This is a genomic window from Shewanella psychromarinicola, from assembly GCF_003855155.1.
In the GTDB taxonomy this organism is placed as follows: Bacteria; Pseudomonadota; Gammaproteobacteria; order Enterobacterales; family Shewanellaceae; genus Shewanella; species Shewanella psychromarinicola.
In genome coordinates, this window is record NZ_CP034073.1 from 2689352 (window position 1) to 2713316 (window position 23965).

General features: G+C 40.0%; 13 protein-coding genes and 1 pseudogene. 7 read left to right on the plus strand and 7 right to left on the minus strand.

Annotated elements, in window-relative coordinates:
- Positions 1-384: 384 nt before the first annotated feature.
- Complete coding sequence (locus EGC80_RS11800) at positions 385-3261, plus strand: prolyl oligopeptidase family serine peptidase (RefSeq protein ID WP_124014120.1); 2877 nt, start codon at positions 385-387, stop codon at positions 3259-3261.
- Positions 3262-3392: 131 nt separating this feature from the next.
- Here the strand turns inward: EGC80_RS11800 and EGC80_RS11805 are convergent, their stop codons facing one another.
- The 5 genes from EGC80_RS11805 to EGC80_RS11825 all read right to left on the minus strand — a co-directional run bounded on the left by EGC80_RS11805 (position 3393) and on the right by EGC80_RS11825 (position 9875).
- Positions 3393-3794, minus strand: a complete 402-nt coding sequence (locus tag EGC80_RS11805; protein ID WP_124014119.1) for a DUF3192 domain-containing protein — start codon at positions 3792-3794, stop codon at positions 3393-3395.
- A gap of 85 nt (positions 3795-3879) precedes the next feature.
- Positions 3880-4647: a flap endonuclease Xni gene (gene xni / locus EGC80_RS11810; RefSeq protein ID WP_124014118.1), complete on the minus strand. Its 768-nt coding sequence runs from the start codon at positions 4645-4647 to the stop codon at positions 3880-3882.
- On the minus strand, positions 4640-6004 hold the full coding sequence (gene ppnN / locus EGC80_RS11815) for a nucleotide 5'-monophosphate nucleosidase PpnN (protein WP_124014117.1): 1365 nt from the start codon (positions 6002-6004) through the stop codon (positions 4640-4642). Before ppnN ends, xni begins: the two co-directional genes overlap by 8 nt.
- Positions 6005-6066: 62 nt before the next feature.
- A complete protein-coding gene (locus EGC80_RS11820) occupies positions 6067-7623 on the minus strand; it encodes a GGDEF domain-containing protein (RefSeq protein WP_124014116.1) in 1557 nt (518 codons plus the stop codon).
- Between the two features lie 242 nt (positions 7624-7865).
- On the minus strand, positions 7866-9875 hold the full coding sequence (locus EGC80_RS11825) for a tetratricopeptide repeat protein (RefSeq protein ID WP_164839460.1): 2010 nt from the start codon (positions 9873-9875) through the stop codon (positions 7866-7868).
- Between the two features lie 340 nt (positions 9876-10215).
- Between EGC80_RS11825 and EGC80_RS11830 the strand changes: the two genes are divergently transcribed.
- Positions 10216-12042: a M61 family metallopeptidase gene (locus EGC80_RS11830; RefSeq protein ID WP_206191887.1), complete on the plus strand. Its 1827-nt coding sequence runs from the start codon at positions 10216-10218 to the stop codon at positions 12040-12042.
- A gap of 434 nt (positions 12043-12476) precedes the next feature.
- Here the strand turns inward: EGC80_RS11830 and EGC80_RS11835 are convergent, their stop codons facing one another.
- Entirely contained in the window at positions 12477-13034 is a 558-nt protein-coding gene (locus EGC80_RS11835; RefSeq protein ID WP_124014114.1) for a glutathione S-transferase family protein, read from the minus strand.
- A gap of 18 nt (positions 13035-13052) precedes the next feature.
- Positions 13053-13964, minus strand: a complete 912-nt coding sequence (gene rdgC / locus EGC80_RS11840) for a recombination-associated protein RdgC (protein WP_124014113.1) — start codon at positions 13962-13964, stop codon at positions 13053-13055.
- Positions 13965-14280: 316 nt separating this feature from the next.
- Between rdgC and EGC80_RS11845 the strand changes: the two genes are divergently transcribed.
- The 5 genes and pseudogenes from EGC80_RS11845 (at position 14281) to EGC80_RS11865 (ending at position 21695) form a co-directional block, all read left to right on the plus strand.
- Entirely contained in the window at positions 14281-15225 is a 945-nt protein-coding gene (locus tag EGC80_RS11845; protein ID WP_124014112.1) for a porin, read from the plus strand.
- A gap of 442 nt (positions 15226-15667) precedes the next feature.
- Positions 15668-16357, plus strand: a complete 690-nt coding sequence (phoB, locus tag EGC80_RS11850; protein ID WP_124693480.1) for a phosphate regulon transcriptional regulator PhoB — start codon at positions 15668-15670, stop codon at positions 16355-16357.
- A gap of 176 nt (positions 16358-16533) precedes the next feature.
- Positions 16534-17829, plus strand: a complete 1296-nt coding sequence (gene phoR, locus EGC80_RS11855) for a phosphate regulon sensor histidine kinase PhoR (protein ID WP_124014110.1) — start codon at positions 16534-16536, stop codon at positions 17827-17829.
- 708 nt (positions 17830-18537) lie between these two features.
- Entirely contained in the window at positions 18538-19509 is a 972-nt protein-coding gene (locus tag EGC80_RS11860; protein ID WP_124014109.1) for a PstS family phosphate ABC transporter substrate-binding protein, read from the plus strand.
- Between the two features lie 404 nt (positions 19510-19913).
- Positions 19914-21695, plus strand: a pseudogene (locus tag EGC80_RS11865) (M1 family metallopeptidase).
- Positions 21696-23965 lie beyond the last annotated feature (2270 nt).

Genomic DNA, 23965 nt, shown 5'->3' on the forward strand with positions numbered 1-23965 from the left:
TACTGCAATTGTTAGACCGCATACATGACACGGCTAGGTGACGATAAAAACCGTCGTTTTCTGCGGCGTATTTTAACGACTTTTAATGTTTATTTACAGAAAATAGTGAGTATTATCACATTATTTCCGTTATTTTTAAGTCAATCCTAATCTGATTGATTTACTATGAACTTTTATTACAAATCGTTTACTTGTAAACCATCTAAGTTTGAAAACATGTCGGCGATTCTATATTTTATTGGCGAGCATTAGCTTATTCGGTAAACATATTTTATATAGACGACTTTGGTCGAATGTAATGCTTGGTGTTTATTATTTATTGCTGGTTAAGATTATAGATAATCCATTACTGCGATCTATTACGGGAACCATTAGAGGAAAACTGTGAAATTATTCAATTTAATTCCATTGGCAGTCTGTCTGTCATTTAGTGCCCATGCGGCCCCGCAACGTGCTCTGTCCCTTGATGACATTATGCATTTTGAAACCTTACAACAGCCGATTATTTCTGATAATGGCAAAGTGATTGCGGTACAGGCTACACCTGATAGGGGCGATAGTCGTGCATTAATTCGTTTTAGTGATAATCGCAAACAATATGAAATTGTCAATGGCACGGACGTTAACGTCAGTGCCGATGGTCTATTTGTATTGGCGACAATCGAAGCGACTTTATTTGACCGAGAAACCAAAGAGAAAGACGATTTACCCCATGAAGTGGTATTACTCAATACCAAAAATGGCAATCAGCAACGATTTGACAAGGTCGATTCCGCTTCATTTAGCGATGATGGCCGTTTTTTAGTGGTGAAGTTTAAGGTTAGCAAGCCAGAGTCAACTGATCCTGAGTCGACAGATCCTGAATCAAAAGTGTCTAAATCAACTACTGCTGGATCGGCAGAGTTAGCGCAGACAGCTTCAGAAACGACGGCTTCAGAGACGAAAAACACCAGTGAAACAGAACATGATAGTACGCAAGCTGAAATTGAGGAGGCCGATAAAGGGGCAGATATTCGCTTAATTAATTTGGCTACTAACCATCAAACACAACTATCGGATGTGACTCAATTTGCTTTTGATAAAGCCGTACATCATTTCGTTGCTGTGGTGAATAAAGTTGAAAATCAGCAGCATCAAGTGGTGTTAGTGACATTATATAGCCAAACACAGCGTCAGCTTTACAGTAGTACTGATGAACATATTGAAGCATTAGCCATCAGTGATGATGGCCAATATGTTGCAGTAACGAAAGGCATGGCGAGTTCAATACGCTATGGCCGTGAGTACAATATGTTGTTACTGGATGTACAACACGATAAACAACGCCAGTTTGCTCAGTCTGAAGGGTGGACTTATAACCAGCATGCCAGCTTACTGTTTTCAAAAGATGGCCAACGTTTGTTTGTGGGACGAGTGCCAAAGGTTGCACAACAAGCTGCATTAGCTGATTTTGAAAATCCAAGTGATGTGTTTAATCCAGACATTATTACCGCTAAAAAACAGTTACGTATTTGGCATGGTGATGATGCCAAAATTAAGCCCCAAGCAGTTAAAGAATATGAGCAAGAGTTAAAACGCACCTATTTAGCGGTTTTACACCTTGAGTCAAATAAGTTAATTCAATTAGCCGACCAAGCGGTTCCTGATGTCACTTATGGCGAGCAAGCACGTTACTTATTGGCCAGCTCCGATGTGCCCTATCAGAAAATGGTTACCTGGGCAGGCTTTTATCGTGATGTGTATTTGGTTGATGTCAAAACAGGCCAAAAAATCCTCGTATTAACTCAGCAACCTAGTGATGCTATGCCGACGTTGTCACCTCATGGTAAGTTTTTAGCTTATTATCAACAAGGTAATGTCTATCTTTTTGATATAGCGTTAACGCGCAGGGTTAATTTAACCGCGAATATTGCGACCCCTTTTGCCAATGAAGATCATGATTATCCCAGTGCGGCACCCGGTTACGGTTTTGGCCCTTGGTTGGCCGATGACAGTGCTATTACGGTATATGATAAATATGATATATGGCAGTTTAATACCGCAGCGCACAATGGGTTTATGTTGACCAAGGGCGAGGGGCGAAAACAGAAAACTCAATTTAGACTGGTTGGTTTAGCCCAAGAGAAACCGTTACCCGCGGTAGTCAATGATGCTGAAACAGTGCTATTACAAGGCTATAGTCATCAAACAAAAGCGGACGGCTTTTTCAGTGCCAAGATAGGTGTGGCTGGCGTGAGCCGCTTAACTCAAAGCAAGGCTAAATTAACCTTGCTTGCTAGAGCCAATAAAGCCGCTGCAGTGGTGTTTTCAAAGCAGCGTTATGATTTGTATCCAGATTTATATATTGCAGATATTACCTCGCCACAGAATGCGCTGCAGCTTACCGAGCTGGACAAGCAGCGTGACGCGTTTAAATGGGGCAATGCTGAATTAGTGCATTGGCGAGATGGTGACGGCATTAACACCGATGGGGTATTAATTAAACCAACCAATTATCAAGCCGGTAAACAGTATCCAACCTTAGTCTATTTTTACCGTTTTATGAGTGACAGATTACATGCTTTTCCTGACATGAAGCTCAACCACCGGCCTAACTTTGCTTGGTATGCTGATAATGGTTACGCTATTTTTCTACCGGATATTCGTTTTGAGATTGGCTATCCAGGAATTTCATCAGTAAAAGCGCTGACGGCAGGCGTGCAAAAGTTGATAGCGATGGGGGTTGCCGATCCCAATGCTGTTGGTATTCAAGGGCATTCTTGGGGCGGCTATCAGAGTGCATATGCGGTAACCCAAACCAATATCTTTAAAGCGGTAGTGACAGGTGCTCCGGTGTCGAATATGACCAGTGCTTACAGTGGTATTCGTCTTGGGTCAGGTTTAGCCAGGCAATTCCAATATGAAACAGGTCAAAGCCGGATCGGAGAGAGTCTGTTTAAGGCGCCACAGAAATACATTGAAAACTCGCCCATTTTCTATGTTGATCGCATTCAAACCCCAATGATGATCATGTTTGGTGATAAAGATGATGCAGTGCCTTGGGAGCAGGGGATTGAGTTGTATCTAGCAATGCGTCGTGCAGGGAAGGATGTGGTATTTTTACAATATGAAGATGAGCCACACCATTTGAAAAAGTATCCCAATAAGCTTGATTACAGCATTAAAATGAAACAGTACTTTGACCATTATTTAAAAGGGGCACCAGCCCCAGATTGGTTACGCCAGGGTGAAGCCTATCGGGAGTATAAAAAAGCAGATTAAAACAGCGTAATTTGATTGTTTTAAATGAGATTTCTGCGCCCTATGCTGATACCGATAGGGCGTTTTATCGTAAGCCTATTGATCGACACTTAGTGGCTCTGTGGGGCGTTCACTGTCGATAGAAGGGGGTGTTATTGCGGAGATACTTGATCGGTTATCGGCACTGAAAAGTATTGTTCTTGTGTATCTTGTCCCCATGCTATCAGAAGATTATCTCTAAATAACAATGGCGTGCATTCTTCTTTAGTGGTTTCGCCATCTGATTTTATATGGTGAGTACGGTAATACATCACTTGATATTGTCCATCAAAGCCGGTTTTTGCTTCGACAAAATCAGCACTGCCTAATAACGTTCGGATCTCATCAAGGCTTTGACCAAAGTGGATATCACTCATTTTTTGTAAATTGAAAGCTTCACGATCATCCCATGCCCTGTCTTCTGGTTGCGGTTCGTAAACAAAAATCACCACAGCAACAAACAGTAAATAGGCAGTGAATATTCCACCGATGATATAAGTCACTTTTGAGTTCATAATGTGTTTAATCCGTTATGGTATAAATACGTTTGCTGTCTGTATTTCTTATTATCTCATTGTCACATTATTACATTGTTTGTTATTAGTTTGGTCTTAAATTGGTTCTAAATTGTTTCAAATTAATATTTAGTGGCATATCGCATTGCAGCTGCGCCAATTTATAGCTAATTCGCGCTATCTCTTTTCCTTCGGCTAATTTATGTGCCTGCTTGGCGCCAAGATTGTCTAAAGAACGATATAAATTAGCTAGTGTTCTGAATTTATTCAGTAAGTCGGCTGCTGATTTTGGTCCGATCCCCATAATACCCGGAATTTTATTGCCACTGTCGCCCGCTAGCGCAATAAAGTCGAGCATTTGATATTGCTCTATGCCGAGTTTTTTTTCATATTGTTGAACATCAAAAACATGCTGGTTGAAGTGATCCCATAAGGTGAGATTTTTTGTGGGTAGCTGACTAAAGCCTTTGTCGGTTGAAACAATGACCACTTCACCATTGTTGCTGATCATTTTCATCGCGATGGTGGCGATAACATCGTCTGCTTCAGATTGGGCATCAAAAGAGTGGATGTCGTGTTCTGCCAGTGTGGTTTTGATGTTAGCCAAGCCATCACTTAATGCCGTTGGCATGGGCTTTCGGCCTTTTTTGTAATCGCTATACAGCGTTTTACGCCAAGAGGGCTCACTGCCATCCCAGACCACAATGCAATGGGTTGGTTGATGCTGCACCAGCATTTTTTTAGATGCAGCTAAAACCCGTTCTTGTACGCTAGTAATATCGTTTTCATCAGGTAGCACCGCATGAATACGGCGTACTAGATTGAGCCCGTCAATAATAAGTAATTTATTCATTGGTTTTTATTATGTTGTAGCAGGGCACGTAAGCGCTTCCTGGCAGTTTCATTCGTTGTTGTTTAACAAAAGCGTTTAATAGCTTATCCATCATGAGCATAAGTTTAGCATCACCTTTAATGTTAAAGGGACCAAACTGTTCGATCAACTTAATGGTAGCGCCTTTTACATTGCCGGCGACAATACCTGAAAACGCTTTGCGTAAGTTTGCGGCAAGTTCAGCTTTATTGTCCTGAAAGTTAAGGTTTAAATTTGCCATAACTTCATGGGTCGGATCAAAGGGTAATTGAAATTCGGGTTCAATTTTTAGCGACCATTGATATTGGTAAGCATCACCTTTTTCTTTTCGATAGGTTTTTACATCTTGCATACCTTCTTTCATTATTTGTGCCACTTTGATAGGGTCATCAATAATGATTTGATACTTGCTTTGTGCTTCGGTGCCTAATGTAGTCCCAATAAATTCATCAATTACCGTGAAGTAATCAGCACTTTCTGCCGGTCCTGTTAGCACCAGTGGGAATGACATATTGCTATTGTGATCATTTAATAAGATACCAAGGAAATAGAGTAACTCTTCAGCGGTACCCGCGCCGCCTGGGAAAATAACGATACCGTGACCTAAACGCACAAAGGCTTCTAGACGCTTTTCTATGTCGGGTAAAATAACTAATTCATTGACAATTTGATTGGGTGGCTCAGCGTTAATAATGCTGGGTTCTGTTAAGCCTATATAGCGAGCATTGTGAACTCGTTGCTTGGCATGAGCAATTGCCGCGCCTTTCATTGGACCTTCCATTGCGCCGGGTCCGCAACCCGTACAAATATCTAATCTGCGTAACCCAAGTTGGTAACCGACATCTCGGGTATATTGATATTCGACTGCGTTGATGCTGTGTCCTCCCCAGCATACCACCACATTAGGATCTTTCATTGGCGATATCGCTTGAGCATTACGCAGTATGTCAAATACGACGTTGGTAATGTGGCTCGCATTACTTAAGTCAATGTGTTTTAAATTATCGTATTTATTACTGATGTAAATAATGTCGCGCAGCACGGCAAACAAGTGCTCTTGAATACCCGCAATAATTTCACCGTCGACAAAGGCTTGAATAGGGGGGTTGATGAGTTCAATCAGTATGCCTCTTTCTCGCTGTAAAATATTAATACTAAAGGATTCATAGCGACGAAACAGTTCTTCAGAGCTGTCGCTTATGACACCCGAGGCTAATACTGCTAGCGAGCAATTTCGATATAGCTGATACAAGTCGCTTTTTGCGCCTTGTTTTAAGCGTTCGACTTCTAATTGAGAAAGTTGATCTAAGCTACCACGTGGACTAATTTTTACGATCATAAGCAACTCCTTTGGACTCGAGTGTCTGATGCCGAGTCCAAAGAGAAAAGTCTTGGGATGGGCTAGATATCAATAACGACTCGGTCTCTGCCGTTGTTTTTTGCTTGGTATAATGCCGCATCGGCTCTTTCGAAAGCTTCTTCAAGCGTTTCATTTTCCATAACTTGTGCCGCACCTATAGATAATGTAACTGTAATTCTCTGATTTTTAAACTTAAACGGAATATTTTTAATTTTTTCTCTCACGCGATTCAATAATTGAGAGATATGTTCATCAGTAATATCAGGCAATAAAAATACAAATTCTTCGCCACCATAACGAGCCACAAACTCACTATCACGTAATGAATTTTTTAAGGCCATTGAGATGACTTGCAGGGTTTTATCGCCGGTGCTGTGACCAAAGTTATCGTTAATAACTTTGAAGTGATCTATGTCTGTAATCGCGATCCATAGTGGCGTTTTAAAGCGGACATGGTTACGGTATTCTTGCTCCATGCGGTCTTCTAACGCGCTACGATTTGCCAATTGGGTCAGCGGGTCAAGGAGGTTGAGCTTTTGATGTTCAAATAGCTTTTCTTTATAATTATTAGATTCTTGGCTCATTGAATTGAGTTCTTTACGCATCGATTCAATTGACTTGCGTAAGAGTGTTTGTTCACGTTGTTCTAGCGCTTCTTTACGAGAGAGTGCATCGCGAAGCGAAGATAACTGCACCGTCAGTCGGATCTTTAATTCGTTAAGACTATCGGCATCAATAATTAACTCATCAGCGGTATTGACGCGTAAATTTATCTCTTTATTTAATTGGCCTTTAAGCTGCTCACTGCGTTGGTTGTTATTGTAGGTATTATTGACCACATCGCGCACGATTATCAGGGCATCATTGAGGGCAAATAAAAAGTCTTGTGATGCGCTTTTTTCGCGAGCGATATTCTCTAACAGTAAACTCAATATCGATTGGTAAGAATCGAGCAAGTTGCTTAAATTGAGCTCACCAAGCAACACTTCTTTTATGACTAGAATTTGGTCTCGTTGATCTTTTCTAAATTCAATTTCAGCGATCTTAGCGGCAAGCTCTTTGGCTAGCTGGATATGCTGAGGTAAAATTTGGTAATCGTCGGCATCGGCAAATTCATGCTTCAAAATTTCTTCATAGAAAAAAATAAGTTTTTCTACTTTGGGGATGTATTCCCATACGGTATGGAACGGTTTGCTTAGTTCTTGTTTAAAATAGGTGATTTCTTTTTTTAGTTTGTCTGGCGCGGCATTAATTCGTTGGATCTGACGGATCACTCGATTGAGTCCATTACGACTATCTTCTAAACGAGTCATGGTATGGCTATATTGGGACCTCAATAATCGTTCAATATCGACCAGTTCTGGTAGCGCTTCGTCTATTTGTTCAAAATTGTGCATATGGTGGCGCAATTTTGCCAGTTTGTTGTCGAGCTCTAAATTTTGTCCTTTGCAAGCAAGACTGAGATGAGAAATAAATTGAATCAGTGTTTTCAATTTGTCATTGCGATCGATATTAATCTCTTCGATAGCAAGTTTAGCTGCATGCAGCTTTTGCTTCATTAACGAAATTTGAGTTATCGCGGTATTTGACTCTTCCATTTTGCAGTGCCTACTCTCATTTGTCATCTAAAGGCATTGATTGCCATGTCTGGGACATCAATGTGGACATCAATTGGGATTTTTTTGAGATTGTCATTAATTAACGTTAAGCATTTAATTGGTTGATATTTAATCGGTTAACATTTAATATTGTAGTACTGTTATATCAATAATATTGTGCAGTAAATCCAATTACCGCACAAAACAGTTTAATTATCTATAATTATTAGTTTATAAAACAATTAGTGCTTCGGCCAGTTGATCTCTTGGGTATTACGATTACTTTCTGCACGAATGATGCCCCGGTTAAGTGCTTGAGTCAGATTTAAATAAAGTGGCCGCATAAAAATAGCCGCGGGAGCAAAGTTAAGTGGTCGCAGTGAAATATATGCGGGTTGCTCCGTTATTTCCATAGCCGCAGCAAGTGCGTATTGCAGCGCTTCAAATTGCAATTCTGCACTGATGTTAACATCAGGGTTGTCAAGTAATGGTAAACTAATGTGGCCAATGCTGGCACATTGCTCTGTTGATTTACGAGCAAAGTTAGGAATGGTAAATTGAGTTGTTTGTAATTGTTTAAGGCTCTTTATTACGGCATTTAAGATAATTGCTGCGTCATACTGCTTATCGAAATAACATCCAATCAACCCGGGACGGATGATAAACACTTCAGTGTCTAGGTGCTTACTGAACTGACTATTAAAGTGCTGCATCAATACAACTGATTCAGTGTGTCCAAGTCGAATATCAATATTGTTCAATTCATTAATGTTCACTAGCGCTAATGCTTTAGGCTCTTGGTGTTTTAAGGTGTTGATCCGTTGAATAAACGCCCTGTAACCTTGTGCTTGTGTTATAGGATCTATTGTGTTCAAACGTTGGGCGTTATGGTACAAGATATTGCGGTGTTGAAATTTTCTGTAGAAAAAAACCATTAGTATGAGCGTAATACTAAACACAATAATCAACCCTAAAATGATAAATTGATTGTATTTATTTTTAGCGGTTTGCTGTTCTAATTTACTACTCAATAAACCCAGTTCGAATTTTAATTTTTGTTCAGTGAGTTCAGGAAAATCATTGGTTTGTTGTTTTTTTTCTTGTGATTTATTGATCAATTCAACAATGACATCGACAGTTTCAAGTGCTGCATTGAGGTTGTTGGTTTTGCGATATGCTGTAGATAAATAACCTAATGCTTCAGTTTGAACTTTAGTTAAATGTTTCTTTTTAGCCAACTCAATGGCTTTACTTGCGTGCTCAATAGCTTCAGGCCACATGCCTTCGCTGGTACATATTTGAGCAAATAGTAGCTCGTTATAGACTAAGTAATGCTCTATTTTTCGTGCCCTAAATATATCATTTGCACGTTGCATTACGTTCAATGCGGCTTGGGAATTATTTAATTTAAAATAGGCTTCACCTAAATTGTGATATGTGAGACCTATTGCAATTTCGTTTCCCATCCGCTCATTGACTTGCTGGACATTTAAATAATAATCGATGGTTTTATTCCATTGATCTTGGCCTGCGTAAATCATTGCGATGACAGTCATTGTTTCGGCTAAGTAAACATCTTGGCCTATCGCTTGAAGTATTTCTGCTGCATTATGGGCATATTTTAGTGCATCATCCCATTGTTCTAAATCACGGTATGTTCGGGCAAGATTGAGCTGTGTATGGGCTTTAATTCCCGGATAATCTAAGTTGTTAGCTAACCGAAATGCTTCACTATAATGCTGTAATGACTTTGCCTGATCCCCATTAAGATTGTAATAACGACCGAATTGCGTTTCTGCATCTGATATTAAGTAATTATTGTGTAATTGATAAGCGATTTGGCGGTAACGATTTAAGTGAGATAACGCGGGTGTTGGTTGAAGTAACAATGAGTGTAGCATGCTCAATTGATCATGAAGTGTCAATTTGAACAGCGTGCTTTCTAGGCTTACATCGGTGTTAACCATATTCAAAGCATCATTATATTCAACTAACACCTGATTATATTCTTGGTTTTTACGCCCCTTAATCCGTGCTTTAAGCATAACCATTAACGCTTTTTCAAGTGTTGTTGATGCGATGGCGTCTAATTGTGTTATGAGCAATTCGGCATCTTGATATTTAGTTGGTGAGTTAAGTTTTGCTTCTAAATTCAACCGAGCAAGTAGTTCTAAGTCGCGATGAAGTTCATTTGGTTGGTAACTTAGTTCACCAGCGACTTGTTCGAACTCCGCTCTATTCGAAAATTTCAAAGGAAACTCGGTTGCCCTTATTAGTTTGGTATAAAGCTTCTGTGGATTTTCTTTGAACAATATTTCTTGCTGTTCAATATCTCTTGCACAAACCGCTGAACTAAATAGTATCGAACATAATATGACAAGAGTAAAACATCGCAGCATAGTAATAGAGACCTTTATAGTTAACGTGGACTTGATTGTACACAAAATGCAAAGCCAACCTCTATTAGGTTGAGGTAGCTTATGGGTTTTTACAATCAAGTTGTAATTTACCACTGTGTTAATGAGTCTAGATCGTTATAATTGTTTGGAATTTAAAATAAAAACAATAGAATCATACCAGAAGGAACCTAGAGTGAAACCTACTTCTCTTGCAATTTTTACCAGCAGTGCCATTTTTTCGATGAGCTGGACAACGCCAGCAATTGCTGATGTCGATTACCATATCGATATTAATCAACCCGCGCACCATTTAGCTCAGGTGAGTGTTTCATTTCCTCAAACTGACTTAAAAGTGTTAACCGTTAATTTACCAGTATGGCGAATGGGTCGTTATCAAGTATTACCCATTGCTGATGGCATAAGATTGTTTAATGCGACCGACAGCAAAGGTCAGTCATTACCTTGGAAGCGCACCGCCAGCGGAGAATGGCAAATAGCATTAATCAAACCCACAGCCGTTAAAGTGACTTATCAACTACATGCCAATGAGCTTGGTGACCGTTTGCGTCACATTGATAATAGTCATGCCTTTTTAGATGGCAGTGGAGTATTTATGTATAGCCCAGCATTTAGTCAGCAACCCGTTACGGTTAATATGGCAGTGCCTAAAGGTTGGCAGAGTTATTCCGGCATGGATAAAGGCAGTACGTCACATTCATTTAAAGCGCCCAATTATGATGTATTAGTTGACTCGCCAATTGAAACTGGAATAAACCAGCATTTTAGTTTCGAGGCTGACGATCGTCAATATGAAGTGGTATTTTGGGGTGAGGGTAATTATGACACGACTCAAATTCTTACCGATTTACGTAAAATAAGCGGCCAGGCCTCGACTATTTGGGCTGATTATCCGTTTAAACGCTATGTTTACATGGTGCATGCAACCAGCGGTGCAAGTGGCGCAACAGAGCACCTCAATTCTACAGTTATCCAGCTACCACGATTTAACTTTCGTGAGCGCCAAGATTATTTACGTTTTATCAGTACCGCCTCTCACGAGTTTATTCACTCTTGGAATGTAAAATCCTATCGCCCTCAAGGGCTGGTGCCTTATGATTACCAGTCAGAAAACATGACGGATTTACTGTGGATGGTTGAAGGCTCCACCAGTTATTTCCAAAATCAATTATTGTTGCGGGCTGGCGTGATGACAGCTAAAGAATTTTTTGACGATTTAAGTAAACGGATTGTGCTTAATCAGCATAATCCTGGCCGTGAAATCCAATCTGTTGCAGAAGCCAGTTTAGGTCAATGGAGCAGTACTTGGGGCGACTATGCGGTCAACCACAGTGTCAACATATACTCTGAAGGTTATTTGGCTTCAATGGCGCTCGATTTTAGCTTACTGAGTGATACCCAACTTGAACATTCTTATCGTGATGTTCATAAAGCACTTTATCAGCAATATAAAGTGCCAATGGGCTACAAGGTTGCAGATGTGCAATCAATTTTGAAAACGCTATCTGGTAAAGATTATCAACCCTGGTGGCAAGAATTTGTTAATCAACCGTTTAGTTTGCCGTTTGATGAATTACTCGCCCATGCAGGGTTAATCACCACCTATAGTAAAGCCCCTAAAACCGTTATCGATGCGGGAATGACCCTGTCTGAGTTACACGGTGACTTGACGATTGCTAATGTGTTAAAACATGGCCCAGCATGGAATGCTGGTATTGCTGCAGGTGATGAAATAGTGGCGGTTAATGGATTAAAAGTGACTGCGGATGGATTCACTAAACGCCTTAACGATTTTAATGTCGGCGATAAGATTAAGCTCAGTTTATTTAGTGATGATCGTTTAAAAGAGGTGAGTCTACAGCTGACGGAACAACCTAAAGGCGAGTTGTCGATTGAAGCTGTGGCTGAGGTCTCCGATGCTCAGAAAGCATTCTATCAAGCCTGGCTAGGTGTTGATTGGCCTTTTGATGACAAAGGCGATTGGATTAAATCCACTGACTAAAATGTTGATTTGCATATACCCAAACGACCTTGAAATGCAGGATGCAGCATGTGGAGATGTGACGCTTCAGAAACGATAACAAGCGAACGCTGCGCTCACGGATAAAGCGGTCTCGCGGCTAAGCTCTTGGCTTGTTATCGCCCTTTCGCTCGTCACCGCTTGTTACCTCAAGCGATAGTGACAGCTTCGCTGTGCTGTCCGCTTTTATAGAATCTAGCCGCGTAGCGTCCTAGCAGCGCAGCGATCTAGGTTTTAGGAATAGTGATATTACAAGGGCGTCACCATTCTCTTCAATCACGGCCTTGTTCAGTTATCCTAAGGGGCTTTGAAACGAGCATGTTGAAGTGGCTTGGTTGTATATCTCATTCAGTATTGAGATGCGAGCCGTTATGATAAATAAAATGCCCTGAGAACAGGGCATTTTTATGTGACGATTACGCAGGAGGAGCTGTTTCGATAAAAAATGGCTCTTTTTCTATTGCCGCTAAAAAAAGTGTTAATTTAGGATAATCTTCGATATTAATCCGTTGGCGGAAAACCGCCCAACTTAAAAAACAACCCAATCGCAATTGCACATCATTAAACGGTCCGTGCAACGGTAGCTCAAGTTTTTCAAACTCTGCTAATGATGTTTTAATGCGTTGTGCTTGTCTTATGGTGTAATCAACACGCTCAATATCAACGCCATCACGAGACAGAAAAAATAAGTTAATTGAACTGTCTAGCGCAGTATTTATCATGCAAAATTGATCAAGTTCTATCACAGTGTCAAGACAGGTTTTTGATGACTTTTGACGGATGTAGCGCAATATTGCGCTGGAATCAGTTAATGATAACTCTTCATCGTGTAAAAATGGCACCCGTTTAGTTGGCGATAGCTTTGCGCTACTGACTTGATCTGTTTCAATAAATTGACAATCTAATCTCGACTCCAATAAGGCAATTCTGCAATGGCGTACATAAGGAGACGTGAAGCTACCATAAAGTTTCATCGGGCATCCCTACGGGGGTTAAACACTCTGTTCTAAAGGACCAAATGCTTGATTAACCGCATTGATGAAGGCCACTAATTCGCTGCCCATTAAGGAAAAGTCAGCATCTAAACGAGCCAGTGGATCTTCGGTACCGACTTCATCATTACCGGCTCTAAATTCTTCAGAAAACTTAAGTCGTTTAATGCTGGCATCAGACTGCATTAAAAAGGCAATCGACTGGCCAAAATGTAAGGCTAATTTATGCACTTGTTTACCTGTTGCAATGTGGGCAAGTACTTCGTCTTCTTGGAGTACTTGTTGCTTAAAGCGCACAATGCCGCCTTCGTCTGAATCTGACTTAAGTTCGGCTTCATCTTGCATTTCAAATGGCGCCGGCGCTGCACCCGCTTGTAACCATTGAGTTAAGGTCGACTCGATTGGAGTGGCATAGCTTAGTGGGATAACGGGTAAGCTGCCTATTGCTTTACGAAGTAACGCGAGTAACTCTTCGGCTTTAGTCGCACTTGAGCTGTCGACTAAAATCATCTCTAGCTCAGGCATGATGAGTGCATGAGTTTGACTACGACGAGAAAATGCTCGAGGTAAAAGCGTGGTAGTGATTTCATCTTTAATGGTGTCTTTTTCTTTCTTGGTGACTTTGCGGCTTTCTAGCTCTTCAATTTGGGCCACTTTTTCATCTAAAGCTTCTTTGATCACTTGGCCTGGAAGAATTTTTTCTTCTTTAGTGACGCAAATTAAATGGCGATTCTCAGCGCTGTGTACTAATGCTTGGCCTTTTCTACCAAGGGCATTTGAAAAACCAAATTTACTGATATCTTGGCTTGAACAAGGTGAGAAAGTGAAATCAGCTAAGGCCGTTTCTAATGTTTCAGTGTCTGTTGTAAAAGGCTTATTGAAACGATACAAGGTGAGATTTTTAAACCACATAGAAGGCTCTCGTTAATTAAAGAAGAAAAATACAATGGTGCAATTCTACGGGATAGAAGCTAAGCGGTAAACCTCCAAAAAAAGCTGTCAGCTAGGCTAAATGCAATCACTCAAGTCAGAATTCATCAAATTGTCACAATTCATTAAACTACCCCGAAACCACTGTTATAGCTATATTTAGGGCTTTTTCTTAGAAGATATTACGATGAATATTAATATTTAATTGACCAATGAAATATTTCTGCAACATTACCGAGGCAGACTTCAGCTCGTTCCAACCAAATAACAATGACGAATTTAGCGTCGAAAGGATGAAATGATGAATGTATTTTGTAAAACTCTATTAGCCTCTGCAATAGCAGTCTCAGTCGCTTCAAGTGCGTACGCAGCAGATCCTCTTCAAGTTTACGGTAAGTTAAATGTCACAGCACAGTCAAATGATGTTGCTGATGAAACAGAAACGACTATTCAAAGTAATGCTTCACGCTTTGGTGTGACGGGTGAGTTTGAGTTAAGTCACTCATTAGAAGCCTTCTACACTATCGAGTATGAAGTAGACACCGGTGACGATACCAAAGAAAACTTTAAAGCACGTAATCAGTTTGTGGGTTTAAAAGGTGATTTTGGTGCGGTATCTGTTGGTCGGAACGATACTATTCTTAAAATTTCACAAGGTAAAATAGATCAGTTTAATGACCTTGCAGGCGATATAAAGACCATGTTCAAAGGTGAAAATCGCATGGCACAGACGGCAACATACTACACGCCAATGTTGGGTGACTTCCAAGCGGGTGTGACTTATGTCGCATCTGGTGATTCGGATCAAGTTGTTGGTGACAATACCACTGGTGAAGATGGCGTGAGTATGGCTGTTATGTATGGTGATGCAGGCCTAAAAAGCACACCAATATATGCATCGATTGCCTACGATTCAAAAGTAAAAGGTTATGACACTGCTCGTGCCACGGTACAAGGTAAAGTTGCAGGTCTTGTTATTGGTGGTATGTACCAGCAACAAGAAAAGCTAGACAGTGGTATCAAAGGTGATGGTTTCTTATTAAGCACGGCTTATGGTATCAATGATGTTACCTTAAAAGCCCAATACCAAGACATGGAAAACAAAGGTGATTCATGGTCAGTCGGTGCAGACTACAAGTTAGGTAAACCAACCAAGTTATTTGCTTTTTACACTGCAAACTCATTTGATTCAAACGATCAAGATGATACTTATATTGGTATTGGTTTAGAACATAAGTTTTAATCTGAATGAGCATGTTGATTTAGATAGTAATTTAAAAGGGCTTAGGCCCTTTTTTTGTTACATAACTTACACCTGGGATAAGAAACAGGATAAATCGTTAACAATGGGCTGCTTGATAAGTTCAACTTTGGATTAAGAAACGGGATAAATGAAAGTAATTAGCCTATATGAGCCTTTCATATCACAGCTGTTATTTGTGTGCTAGCAAGGCTTATTTACCCGCGAAGAGCCGGCCTATTGCAAGTGAATGCAACACTGTTAGCGGGCCAAAAGGCTGTTTGATAATCGATTATTATCTTGAGTTGAAATTGCATCATATTAACAGCAATGAAGTTTTTGTGACAAAAAGGCGTATTTAATGCCAGAATTAGCCGTTAGATCATAAATCTGTAACAAAAGTGTCCAATAATGGCTTTGTGGCAAATTAACGTAGAAACCCAATATGACAGCTAGGATTTTAATAGTAGAAGATGAATCAGCAATCCGTGAGATGCTGACATTTGTGATGGATCAACATGGTTTTACGACAGTTGCAGCTGAAGATTTTGATTCAGCGATTGAGTTACTTAAAGAGCCATATCCAGATTTAATTTTATTGGATTGGATATTCCCTGGAGGGAGTGGCATCCAATTAGCTAAACGCTTAAAGCAAGATGAGTTTACGCGTCAGATACCGATTATTATGCTGACAGCCCGTGGTGAAGAGGAAGATAAAGTTAAAGGCCTTGAAGTGGGGGCTGATGACTATATAACTAAGCCCTTTTCGCCTAAAGAACTTGTTGCAAGAATTAAAGCCGTTTTGCGCAGAAGCGCTCCAACTCGCTTAGAAGAAATCATTGATGTGCAAGGATTACAACTTGACCCTGTTAGTCATCGAGTGACAGTCGGTGATAATGTGCTCGACATGGGGCCAACAGAATTTCGCTTGTTGCATTTTTTTATGACCCATCCAGAGCGTGTCTATAGTCGAGAGCAGTTACTCGATAACGTTTGGGGCACCAATGTGTATGTTGAAGATCGGACTGTTGATGTGCATATTAGACGTTTACGAAAAGCCGTAGAAGAGGCTGGGCATGATAAATTAATCCAGACTGTTCGTGGTGCAGGCTACCGATTTTCAACCAGAATGTAATTTTTATTGGCGTCTCGAAGGGTTCTGACATGATAAGCAGAACTTTTTTAAAACGCTTTTTTTGCTGTCTAGCCATAAGAGTCTATTTAGGCTATCTTGTGGTTCTTCGTTAGCCCTAATAATCAGTAACGGCACTAAATTGAGTTGGTGGCGGTACGTTCGCATTTAGGTAGCCTATGTTTATCTCGTACTCTGGATATCGTTTATTTTTTCGGTTTGCTTTACCACTTGTTTTATTTATGCTCATTGGAGCCTTATTCGATCAAGTTGTTATCGTTATGCTATTTGGAACGATTGCATTACTTGTGTGGCATTATCGTCAAATCACTCGTTTAAGCTTTTGGTTATGGAAGGATAAAAAGCTCACGCCTCCACAAGGGCGTGGAAGTTGGGAGGGGGTGTTTAATGGAATATATCGTCTGCAGGGGAAAAATCGTCGTCGAGTGAGCAAATTATCCACTTTATTAGCACGTTTTCGTCAAGGTGCGGAGGCCTTACCTGATGCGGCGGTGGTTCTTGATGCCGAGCACAATATTTTATGGTGCAACAAACTGGCGCAGTTAATTTTAGGATTTGTTTGGCCTCAAGATAATGGTCTTAGGATCGATAACCTCATTCGTCATCCTAATTTTTCTACTTATTTAAAGAAAGCACAATACAACGAACCATTAGAAATCCCATCTCCTGTCTCAGATAAGCGTTTACTTGAAATTCGAGTAATAGGTTACGGTGACCGACAATTGTTATTAATTGCTCGTGATATCACTCGTATTCACCAATTAGAAGGTATGCGCAAAGATTTTGTCGCCAACGTTTCCCATGAGCTTAAAACCCCGCTAACGGTATTGCAGGGTTATTTAGAAATTATGCAAACAATGGAAGCACCTGATTCACCTAATCACAAACCACTATCAATGATGCAACAACAAACGACTCGGATGCAGTCGATGGTTGAGCAGTTGTTGGCGCTGTCGCGTATTGAAGATGCCGTGGATATCGATTTATCGCAAACGGTCAATATGGCTTTGATGATGGATACCCTCAAAGAAGAGGCCTATGGACTGGCGGGAACCGAATATACTTTAGAGTTTAATTGCGAGCCTGGCTTAAATACTCATGGTAATGAACTGCAATTGCGCAGTGCTTGTTCAAATTTAATTTCTAATGCGATTCGTTATACTGTTCCGGGGGGGACCATTTCGGTGACGTGGCGCAGTGTAGCCACTGGAGCACTGTTTTCAGTCAAAGATACCGGTGTGGGCATTGCTCCACAGTATATCAACCGATTAACTGAACGCTTTTATCGGGTCGATAATGCCCGTTCGAGTAAAACCGGTGGTAGCGGTTTGGGATTGGCCATTGCAAAGCATGCTTTAAATCATCATTACAGTGAACTTAACGTGACGAGTGAGTACGGCAAAGGCAGTATTTTCAGCTTTATCATTCCTTCGCATTTGTTAGTACGACAATAGCATCTGGTCGTTTGGATATAAATAAACAGCATTTTTGCTGTTTTTTTTTGACTGATGATTGTCAACTCAAACGTGTTGTGCCAACCCAATCCATTCAGAACCTCTTAGGTTGATAAATAACCTCAATTCTGGATAATAAACGGTTATCAAACAGCCCTTTGTTCCGCTACCTGCGTTGTATCAACTTACAATAGACCCGCTATTGACCCATCAATACGCCTTGTTAGCAAAAACACATGGCAAATTTGATATTGCAGACTTGAAATCAATCCGTTTTTAACGATGTATCCCATCTCTTATTCCATCTCTTATCCAACGTTGTGGTTAACGATAAAGCCTGTTAATTGAAGTGTGATAGTTTGAATTGTTCACGACCTTACTCGGATGGGATCACTCATATCATTACGACTAGTATAAAATTTATGCGATTATGAATGTCATAATGCTGTCGTTTTAGGTTTTTCTTAACTAAGAATGACCTGTTTTTTACTCTGATCTGTGTTTTACTTTCATTATATAGCGCAGTGTTGTGATAGTTTATTTTTTTAAGATATTGATATAAATCATATTAATTGTAAACTTTCGAAATAAGACAGTTTTACTACCATTGTCACACAACTGTCACGTCAAAGTCATAGACTTGTCATCAATGGGGTCGATACTGACTACGTTTTAAAAACTTAGTACGCTTAATTCTGGAGCATTATAATGAAACTGAAAAAACTTGTCGGCGCCATCACACTTACAGCCGCTGGCGTATTCTCTGCAGCATCTGTGGCTGCTCTTGATCCAAATTTACCTGCATATGAAAAAACAAGTGGTGTTTCTGGTAACTTGTCTTCTGTCGGTTCTGATACATTAGCAAACATGATGACATTATGGGCTGAAGAATTTAAACATATTTATCCTAGCGTTAACATTCAAATTCAAGCTGCTGGATCTTCAACTGCGCCTCCAGCATTAACTGAAGGCACTTCTCAGTTTGGTCCAATGAGCCGTGAAATGAAGCCTAATGAAGTTGAATCATTTGAAAAGCATTTTGGTTATAAACCGACTAAGATCCGTGTTGCTATCGATGCGTTAGCCGTATTTGTACACAAAGATAACCCAATCACGGGTCTAAGTATTGAACAAATTGACGGTATTTTTTCTGCTACCCATAAGTGTGGCTCCGAAGAAATTAATAACTGGGGAGATGCTGGCTTAGATGGTAATTGGACAGCGAAAGACGTTCAGCTTTACGGTCGTAACTCAGTGTCTGGTACATACGGCTACTTTAAAGAAAAAGCGTTATGTAAAGGTGATTTCCGTCCAAACGTAAATGAGCAACCTGGTTCTGCTTCTGTGGTTCAGTCTGTTTCTCAGTCACTGAATGGGATTGGTTATTCAGGTATCGGTTACAAAACGGCTGGCGTCAAGGCGGTTGCAATCTCTAAGAATGGCGGTAAGTTTATCGAAGCAACTGATGCTAATGCTGCAGACGGTTCTTACCCACTTTCACGTTACTTATACGTTTATGTAAACAAGCACCCGAACAGAGACTTAGCTCCAATGGACCGTGAATTCTTACGTTTCGTATTGTCTAAGCAGGGTCAACAAATTGTTGAAAAAGATGGCTATGTTCCATTACCCATCTCAGTTATTGCTAAAGATTTAGGTAAAGTGGGTGTTAAGCTTTAATTAACTCACTTTCAGTAAACTTAAAAAGGCCTCTTGGAGGCCTTTTTTGTTTTTTAACGTTAAAAAAACATAAAAAAAAGCAACCTAACTAAGAGGTTGCTGCTATTGCTAAGGGCAATACTGTTGATAGATTTTTACAACTATCGAATAGGAGAATGATGATGAACAAAAATAAGCTACTTGGTACAAATAAAAAGTATTTCAAATTCGGTTCATATAATATGACTCATCATTTTTGAGTTAGTTCCCTTGAATATTAAAAAAGATGAGTTTTTTATTCAAAAGTGATATTTACCAGCTTGGCTGTAAAAGACCTACCACGGCGAGTGACAGCATATTTATGATGATACCAATGTTATTATCCTAGAACGTTTAGGTTGTTTTCTAACAAGTAAGGATTGTTTGTGACTGCAAAATGGAATGTAGAACACGATTATCATTCAAGTGCCAACACTGATGCTTTATGCGTCTATCATCTTGAGCTCAATCTTGTGGTTGATTTTGACTTACAACAACTCAGCGGAATTGCTAAGCTGCAATTTACTCGAAAAATGTCTGCACTTTCATTAGTGTTGGATTGTCGAGATTTGATCATAGAAGGTATCACTGACAGTCACGCTAATCAGTTGCCGTATCAAGTGAGTGATGTGAATGCCATATTAGGTCAAAAACTAGTCATAGATGTGGGTGGTAATTTAGATGAAGTGGTTATTCATTATCATACCTCTACAAACGCTCAAGGACTCCAATGGCTTACGCCTGAGCAAACCTTAGGCAAACAATTACCGTATCTATTTAGCCAATCGCAACCCATTAATGCTCGTAGCTGGATACCTTTACAAGACACCCCTAAAGCCCGAATCACCTTTAATGCGACAATCACCGCCCCACATGGTTTACGTGCGGTAATGAGTGCCGAAAACATCCCTGATTTGCCGGATAATGGTGTGTTTGAATTTTGCATGAACAAACCGATCCCAACCCATTTATTAGCCATTGCCGTTGGAGAGTTAAGTTTTTAAGCCACTGGACCTCGTAGTGGTATTTATACTGAACCCGGTATGCTTGTTGCTGCGACCAAAGAATTTGAAGATACCGAGTCAATGATCCAAATGGCAGAGTCCATATTAGGGCCCTATGCTTGGGGTCGCTTTGACATGATTGTATTGCCACCAAGCTTTCCTTTTGGTGGCATGGAAAATCCCATGCTGGCATTTATGACTCCCACACTCATTGCTGGGGATAAGAGCCTTGTGTCCACGGTTGCCCATGAATTAGCTCATTCATGGACCGGTAATTTAGTCAGTAATGCGACCTGGCGAGACTTGTGGCTTAATGAGGGATTTACCACTTACTTTACCAATCGTATTGTTGAAGCCGTGTATGGTAAAGAGCAGGCAGAACTTGAATGGGTTATCGAGTACGGTCGTTTGCTGGAGGAAATACAATCGACTCCCTTATCCAGCCAAACCTTACCTGCCAATGTACAAGACCGTGATCCTAATCTGGCATTTAATCGGTTTACCTACGATAAAGCGTCGATGTTTGTTCATGAACTTGAACGCCGCTTAGGTCGGGCTGCATTTGATCGGTTTTTGTTCCAATATGTGGAACATTTTTCTTTTAGTGCTATCACCACCGAAACTTTTATTGATTATGCAAAGCAAACATTGCTGGTAGAACATCACGATAAGTTGACCTTAGCAGAGATCAATGAGTGGGTGTATGGCCAAGGATTACCCCAATGGTTTATTGCCCCAATATCAAGTAGTTTGGATAAAGTCGATTTGGCTGTTGAGGCTATTGTCAAAGGAACACCCGCTAGTGAGTTGTTGGTAGATGAATGGCGAGTTCACCACTGGCAGTATTTTCTCAGCCAATTACCGTTATTCGTTAATCAAGCCACCTTATTAGATTTAGACGACACCTTTATATTAACAGACAGCCACAATGCCGAAATAGCATGTGATTGGTATCGAGTCGCCATTCGTAATCATTTTGATCCCGTGTTGCCTGCGCTAAAAGACTACTTATGCCGGATCGGCCGAGGAAAGTTTGTTAGGCCATTATTTGTTGAATTACAAATAGCCGGTTACCAGCAAGAATTAGTCGATATTTATGTTAAAGCTCGCCCTGGTTATCATCCTTCATTGCAAGTGCAGCTAGACAATTTACTTAACCTTTAGCAAGTTAACTGCTTTAGTATTAACAATTTAACATCAAAAAATGAAAAAAATGGCAGCCATATTGGCTGCCAAAATAACTCTTTACGGGTTGCTATTAACGGTGCGCTAGCGTGTTAATGCTTCCCAATGGGGATGATGATGAACAATAAACGGTGTAGCAGTAACTCAATCCTAACTGAAGCTTGAGGGAAGTAGGATAAACCACTAAACAGTGCGAATAATTAGCTCCGGGGGAGAAGGTTAACTCATCACGCTGCACTTACTTCAAACTGCATTTTATTCCTTACATACTTACTCGTACAATTAATCAGACTGGGCGTCATCAGGAAAGTTCACCGAAAGAGAGATTTTTTTTAATAAATTTTATCGGGCAAAATTTATTGCGCTAAAAATAATCATGAGTTTTATGGCATACGCATTAATCTTATTAAATAATTATTAATAACAATGACTTGTTAATACTGCGGCAGGAACATAAGTTTTTTATGTCCCAATGGTTGGTTTTACTGAGTACCAGTGGCGTTAGCTGTTGGTTATGGTAGAGAACGATGATAATTGGGGCGGGAGGGATGATGTCAATACGTAAAGAGAATTCACAAAATGAACCTAAAAAAAGGGCAACCAATGTGGTTGCCTAAGTCGTTCTTTGTGGGTTGTGATTAACGGTGCGCTAGCGTGTTAACACTCCCCAAATAGGGATGATGATGAACAATAAACATAAAACGGTGTAGCAGTAACTCAATCCTAACTGAAGCTTGAGGTAAGTAAGATAAATCACTAAGCAGTTTACTCAATTAACTTTCGGGGGAAAAGATTAACTCATGACGCTGCACTTACTTCAAACTAAATCTTATTCCGTACAATTAATCAGACTGGGCGTCATCAGGAAAGTTCACCGAAAGAGAGATTTTTTTTAATAAATTTTATCGGGCAAAATTTATTGCGCTAAAAATAATCATGAGTCTTATGGAATACGCATTAATCTTATTAAATAATTATTAATAACAATGACTTGTTAATACTGCGCCAGGAACATAAGTTTTTTATGTCCCAATGGTTGGTTTTACTGAGTACCAGTGGCGTTAGCTGTTGGTTATGGTAGAGAACGATGATAATTGGGGCGGGAGGGATGATGTCAATACGTAAAGAGAATTCACAAAATGAACCTAAAAAAAGGGCAACCAATGTGGTTGCCTAAGTCGTTCTTTGTGGGTTGTGATTAACGGTGCGCTAGCGTGTTAACACTCCCCAAATAGGGATGATGATGAACAATAAACATAAAACGGTGTAGCAGTAACTCAATCCTAACTGAAGCTTGAGGTAAGTAAGATAAATCACTAAGCAGTTTACTCAATTAACTTTCGGGGGAGAAGATTAACTCATGACGCTGCACTTACTTCAAACTAAATCTTATTCCGTACAATTAATCAGACTGGGCGTCATCAGGAAAGTTCACCGAAAGAGAGATTTTTTTTAATAAATTTTATCGGGCAAAATTTATTGAGCTAAAAATAATCATGAGTCTTATGGAATACGCATTAATCTTATTAAATAATTATTAATAACAATGACTTGTTAATACTGCGCCAGGAACATAAGTTTTTTATGTCCCAATGGTTGGTTTTACTGAGTACCAGTGGCGTTAGCTGTTGGTTATGGTAGAGAACGATGATAATTGGGGCGGGAGGGATGATGTCAATACGTAAAGAGAATTCACAAAATGAGCCTAAAAAAAGGGCAACCAATGTGGTTGCCTAAGTCGTTCTTTGTGGGTTGTGATTAACGGTGCGCTAGCGTGTTAACACTCCCCAAATAGGGATGATGATGAACAATAAACATAAAACGGTGTAGCAGTAACTCAATCCTAACTGAAGCTTGAGGTAAGTAAGATAAATCACTAAGCAGTTTACTCAATTAACTTTCGGGGGAGAAGATTAACTCATGACGCTGCACTTACTTCAAACTAAATCTTATTCCGTACAATTAATCAGACTGGGCGTCATCAGGAAAGTTCACCGAAAGAGAGATTTTTTTTAATAAATTTTATCGGGCAAAATTTATTGAGCTAAAAATAATCATGAGTCTTATGGCATACGCATTAATCTTATTAAATAATTATTAATAACAATACGTTGTTAATCGTTATACCAAGATCATAATGTCTACATTCAACCTGTTGGTTTTTCCCGAGAGCAAATGGGGCCTGCGGTTGGTTATGCTAGCCGTCGATGATGACTTTTGGCTTGGTTTATACCAATACGTAAAGAGAA